This is a genomic window from Streptomyces sp. NPDC051051 (assembly GCF_040682975.1).
Taxonomy (GTDB): domain Bacteria; phylum Actinomycetota; class Actinomycetes; order Streptomycetales; family Streptomycetaceae; genus Streptomyces.
In genome coordinates, this window is record NZ_JBFBCB010000039.1 from 43,822 (window position 1) to 48,819 (window position 4,998).

The following is a 4,998-nucleotide window of genomic DNA, read 5'->3' on the forward strand; positions in this document are numbered from 1 at the left end:
ACAGACATGCGCGTCCTGCTGACCGGCGCGTCCTCTCCGCGCGAGCGGAGGTGAGCCGGACCCCCAGTACACGAAGTACCCGGCCAACTGGTCCTCTCCGCGCGAGCGGAGGTGAGCCGCCGTGCTCGCGCGGCATGTTCCACAGCGTTCGGTCCTCTCCGCGCGAGCGGAGGTGAGCCGCCGTGCTCGCGCGGCATGTTCCACAGCGTTCGGTCCTCTCCGCGCGAGCGGAGGTGAGCCGGACGCCAGCCCGCAGGCCGTACAGAAAGCCATGTCCTCTCCGCGCGAGCGGAGGTGAGCCGAGTGTGTGGGATCTGACCGGCGACACCGCGACGTCCTCTCCGCGCGAGCGGAGGTGAGCCGGATGCACCCACATCTGTACGTGCCCCGGTCAGGTCCTCTCCGCGCGAGCGGAGGTGAGCCGTCGACGGCGACTTGTTCACCCGCCGGGAGTTCGTCCTCTCCGCGCGAGCGGAGGTGAGCCGTCGCCCTTCAGCAGGGACGTGATGACCTGGATGTCCTCTCCGCGCGAGCGGAGGTGAGCCGTGGTTGCGCTCGCCCAGCGCGTGCAGAGTACGGTCCTCTCCGCGCGAGCGGAGGTGAGCCGTCATCGGGGCCGGACAGCCGGCGCCGACGGACGTCCTCTCCGCGCGAGCGGAGGTGAGCCGGCGACCGCGTTCGTGGCCTGCCTCGTCCTGACGTCCTCTCCGCGCGAGCGGAGGTGAGCCGCGTGTTCACGTTCGACGACGCCAACCGGGGCCGTCCTCTCCGCGCGAGCGGAGGTGAGCCGTCTGCGAGATCGGCGTCACCTTCACACCGCGCGTCCTCTCCGCGCGAGCGGAGGTGAGCCGTTCGATGCGGGGGGATTCCTCCAGCCGGGCTTGTCCTCTCCGCGCGAGCGGAGGTGAGCCGAACCGCTCCCGCAGCGGCCCCGCGGCCCGCACGTCCTCTCCGCGCGAGCGGAGGTGAGCCGCAGGCCAGTCCGTACAACCTTCTCGCGCTGGAGTCCTCTCCGCGCGAGCGGAGGTGAGCCGTCGACGCCCAGCTCCCCGCCGGCCACCGGGGAGTCCTCTCCGCGCGAGCGGAGGTGAGCCGCACCACGGGCAAGGTCATCGACGGCAAGGCGTGTCCTCTCCGCGCGAGCGGAGGTGAGCCGAACGTCAAGGCCGGGGCCCGGCCCAAGACGAGGTCCTCTCCGCGCGAGCGGAGGTGAGCCGGCACTGACCGACCACGACGGCGGCGGGCCCATGTCCTCTCCGCGCGAGCGGAGGTGAGCCGCCCTGGAGGCTGCGGGCTGGACCGGTGACGACGTCCTCTCCGCGCGAGCGGAGGTGAGCCGCCCGAAAATCCGCAGGTGACAGCAGGGCGACAGTCCTCTCCGCGCGAGCGGAGGTGAGCCGCCCTTGATCCGCACGAACGTGATCGAGGAGCCGTCCTCTCCGCGCGAGCGGAGGTGAGCCGGCGACGGCACCGCACGGGCTCTGACCTGCGTGGTCCTCTCCGCGCGAGCGGAGGTGAGCCGGGTGCGGGCCTGTCAGTGGTGCTCGGTGCGTCGTCCTCTCCGCGCGAGCGGAGGTGAGCCGTACCCCGTGGCGATCACGTCCGCCACGGTGATGTCCTCTCCGTGTGAGCGGAGATGAACCGATGGAGGCTCATCCCGGGGCGGGGGTGTGTACGTCCTTTCCACGCGAGCGGAGGTGAGCCGACTCGCTGGTACGACGCATCCAGCGTCGACCTGTCCTCTCCGCGCGAGCGGAGGTGAGCAGCCGACCAGGGCCCGTATCCAGCCCACCAGGTAGTCCTTCTCCGCGCGAGCGGAGGTGAGCCGCGCTGCGCGCTGTTCGTCCATGAGGCGTGTTCGTCCTCTCCGCGCAAGTGGAGGTGAGCCGCCCTTGGCGAGGCTGACCAGCGGGTCCCCGCCGTCCTCTCCGCGCGAGCGGAGGTGAGCCGACGGTCATGTCTAGGCTGCTTCCTTTTCCAGAGTCCTCTCCGCGCGAGCGGAGGTGAGCCGGGCACCCAGGAGGCCGGCTAGGCGGTCCTGGAGTCCTCTCCGCGCGAGCGGAGGTGAGCCGGAGTACCCGGCGACGCTGGGGGGTCTGGCGCTGTCCTCTCCGCGCGAGCGGAGGTGAGCCGTCGGTGTGGGACCTGACCGGCGACACCGCGACGTCCTCTCCGCGCGAGCGGAGGTGAGCCGCAGAAAGCGCGCAAGGCCCGAGCCAAGGCCCGGTCCTCTCCGCGCGAGCGGAGGTGAGCCGCTGGCCGATGAGAACCCGGCCGTGCGCGCCAAGTCCTCTCCGCGCGAGCGGAGGTGAGCCGACGTAGCTCTCGACGGTGCGAATGGTCTCGACGTCTTTTCCGCGCCAGCGGAAGTGAGCCGAAGCGCGACGCCGGGCAGAAGCTGGAGTGGAAGTCCTCTCCGCGCCAGCGGAGGTGAGCCGGACCACCAGCCGCGGGTGACGGCGAGGGCGCAGTTCTCTTCGCGCGAGCGGAGGTGAGCCGTGGTACACGGTGTTCCCAGCGGCGTCCGGGTAGGCCTCTCCGCACGAGCGGAGGTGAGCCGGCGGCCGCGATCGGGCTGTCGGTCCTCGCGAAGTCCTCTCTGCGCGAGCGGAGGTGAGCCGGTAGCCGAACCAGTCGCGGCCGACGCGAAGGAGTCCTCTCCGCGCGAGCGGAGGTGAGCCGGCGGACGGGAGCCCGCGCGCCAAACCGGGGCGGTCCTCTCCGCGCGAGCGGAGGTGAGCCGCTGAAGGGCGCGGTCGAATCCGTCCGCGCTCTGTCCTCTCCGCGCGAGCGGAGGTGAGCCGTAGAAGTTCAGCTCCGGCGCGGCCGGCGCCCAGTCCTCTCCGCGCGAGCGGAGGTGAGCCGGGATTCTGACCATGACCAGCGAACCCCAGACCGTCCTCTCCGCGCGAGCGGAGGTGAGCCGACGGCCAACAACCCGACCCGGCGTGGTCCCCTGTCCTCTCCGCGCGAGCGGAGGTGAGCCGGGCGCCCTGGCCGCGATCACCGGTACCGCTTCGTCCTCTCCGCGCGAGCGGAGGTGAGCCGTAGGCGAGGGCCGCGTCGAGGGTGAGGCGGCTGTCCTCTCCGCGCGAGCGGAGGTGAGCCGCCGCTACCGCTCTCGAAGCGGCCGGGCTCGGCGTCCTCTCCGCGCGAGCGGAGGTGAGCCGCGCGGCTGCTGAACTGGACGGCGGGGGCTGGCGTCCTCTCCGCGCGAGCGGAGGTGAGCCGGATTTGCGAGACATCACCGGACGTTCACGGCCGTCCTCTCCGCGCGAGCGGAGGTGAGCCGGTTGCCTTCATGGTCTCCGCGACGAGAGTTGCGTCCTCTCCGCGCGAGCGGAGGTGAGCCGCCGCAACCTAAGGAGCCCTGTGGGCATCACCCGTCCTCTCCGCGCGAGCGGAGGTGAGCCGCCGCAACCTAAGGAGCCCTGTGGGCATCACCCGTCCTCTCCGCGCGAGCGGAGGTGAGCCGATCACCCTGGACACGCCGGGCACGCTCTGCCCGTCCTCTCCGCGCGAGCGGAGGTGAGCCGCTGGCCGCGATCGGGATGGAAGACGCGCTCACGTCCTCTCCGCGCGAGCGGAGGTGAGCCGACCTGTCGGCCTCCGGTGCGGTAGATGCTGCTGTCCTCTCCGCGCGAGCGGAGGTGAGCCGGCTCGCCTGGACTGGACGCTCGACGCTGACGATTCCTCTCCGCGCGAGCGGAGGTGAGCCACCATGCCCAGCAACCCCACCAGCTGGTCCCGCGTCCTCTCCGCGCGAGCGGAGGTGAGCCGGGCCTCAACCGGTGCGCGTCGGTGTGGGCCTGGTCCTCTCCGCGCGAGCGGAGGTGAGCCGATCGCCGGGTCCACCGAGGTACAGTCCGGGCTGTCCTCTCCGCGCGAGCGGAGGTGAGCCGCTGTACGGCGCTGCTCGATGGCTCGGGGAGCTGTCCTCTCCGCGCGAGCGGAGGTGAGCCGCTGGAGGACGGCTCCCAGATGCACCTCCCGGCGTCCTCTCCGCGCGAGCGGAGGTGAGCCAGCATCGCCACCGAGAAGCAGGACTCCAGCGACGTCCTCTCCGCGCGAGCGGAGGTGAGCCGCCCATCGAGTTCGTGGTGAACACGGTCTACACGTCCTCTCCGCGCGAGCGGAGGTGAGCCGCGGGGGAGGCGTTCCCCGCCAACCGGACCGGGGTCCTCTCCGCGCGAGCGGAGGTAAGCCGCAGGCCGCGATCACCGCACATCAGCTGATGGCAGCTTCTCCGCTCGAGCGGAGGTAAGCGAGGAGCCTTGACCAATGGGCGGAGGCAGAGTCCTCTTCGCGCCAGCGGAGGTGAGCCGCCCAACGCCATCGTCCTGGACGCCGGCACCATGTCCTCTCCGCGCGAGCGGAGGTGAGCCGACGACCGTGTCCGGGGTGATCTCCAGGACGCCGTCCTCTCCGCGCGAGCGGAGGTGAGCCGTGGGGGTCGAGTGAGCACACTGCAGGTAACCGGTCCTCTCCGCGCGAGCGGAGGTGAGCCGACCCAAGGGCCTCCGTCCGGGTGCCGGACGGAGTCCTCTCCGCGCGAGCGGAGGTGAGCCGGTGGACGAGCTGTTCAACACGCACGTCCAGCGGTCCTCTCCGCGCGAGCGGAGGTGAGCCGCCGGTCGAATGGTCGCCGGCCGTCCCGGTTCTGTCTTCTCCGCGCGAGCGGAGGTGAGCCGCGGATCGGCGCGTACCTCTCGATGCTGGTTCAGTCCTCTCCGCGCGAGCGGAGGTGAGCCGTCGACTGGCATGAGGTTCTCTCCTGATGGGGGGTCCTCTCCGCGCGAGCGGAGGTGAGCCGTCCTCCCGTCCCGGACAGGCCGGGGCGGTCGGGTCCTCTCCGCGCGAGCGGAGGTGAGCCGACAGTTTGTCTCCGAGGAGGCGGACGCCGGGGGTCCTCTCCGCGCGAGCGGAGGTGAGCCGTCCTCCCGTCCCGGACAGGCCGGGGCGGTCGGGTCCTCTCCGCGCGAGCGGAGGTGAGCCGAC

Annotated in this window: 2 CRISPR repeat arrays. The window is 71.8% G+C overall.

Going from position 1 to position 4,998, the window contains the following annotated elements:
• Positions 1–29: 29 nt before the first annotated feature.
• Positions 30–4,268: a CRISPR direct-repeat array (repeat unit 29 nt; unit sequence GTCCTCTCCGCGCGAGCGGAGGTGAGCCG).
• A 28-nt stretch (positions 4,269–4,296) separates the two neighbouring features.
• Positions 4,297–4,996: a CRISPR direct-repeat array (repeat unit 29 nt; unit sequence GTCCTCTCCGCGCGAGCGGAGGTGAGCCG).
• Positions 4,997–4,998: the final 2 nt, after the last annotated feature.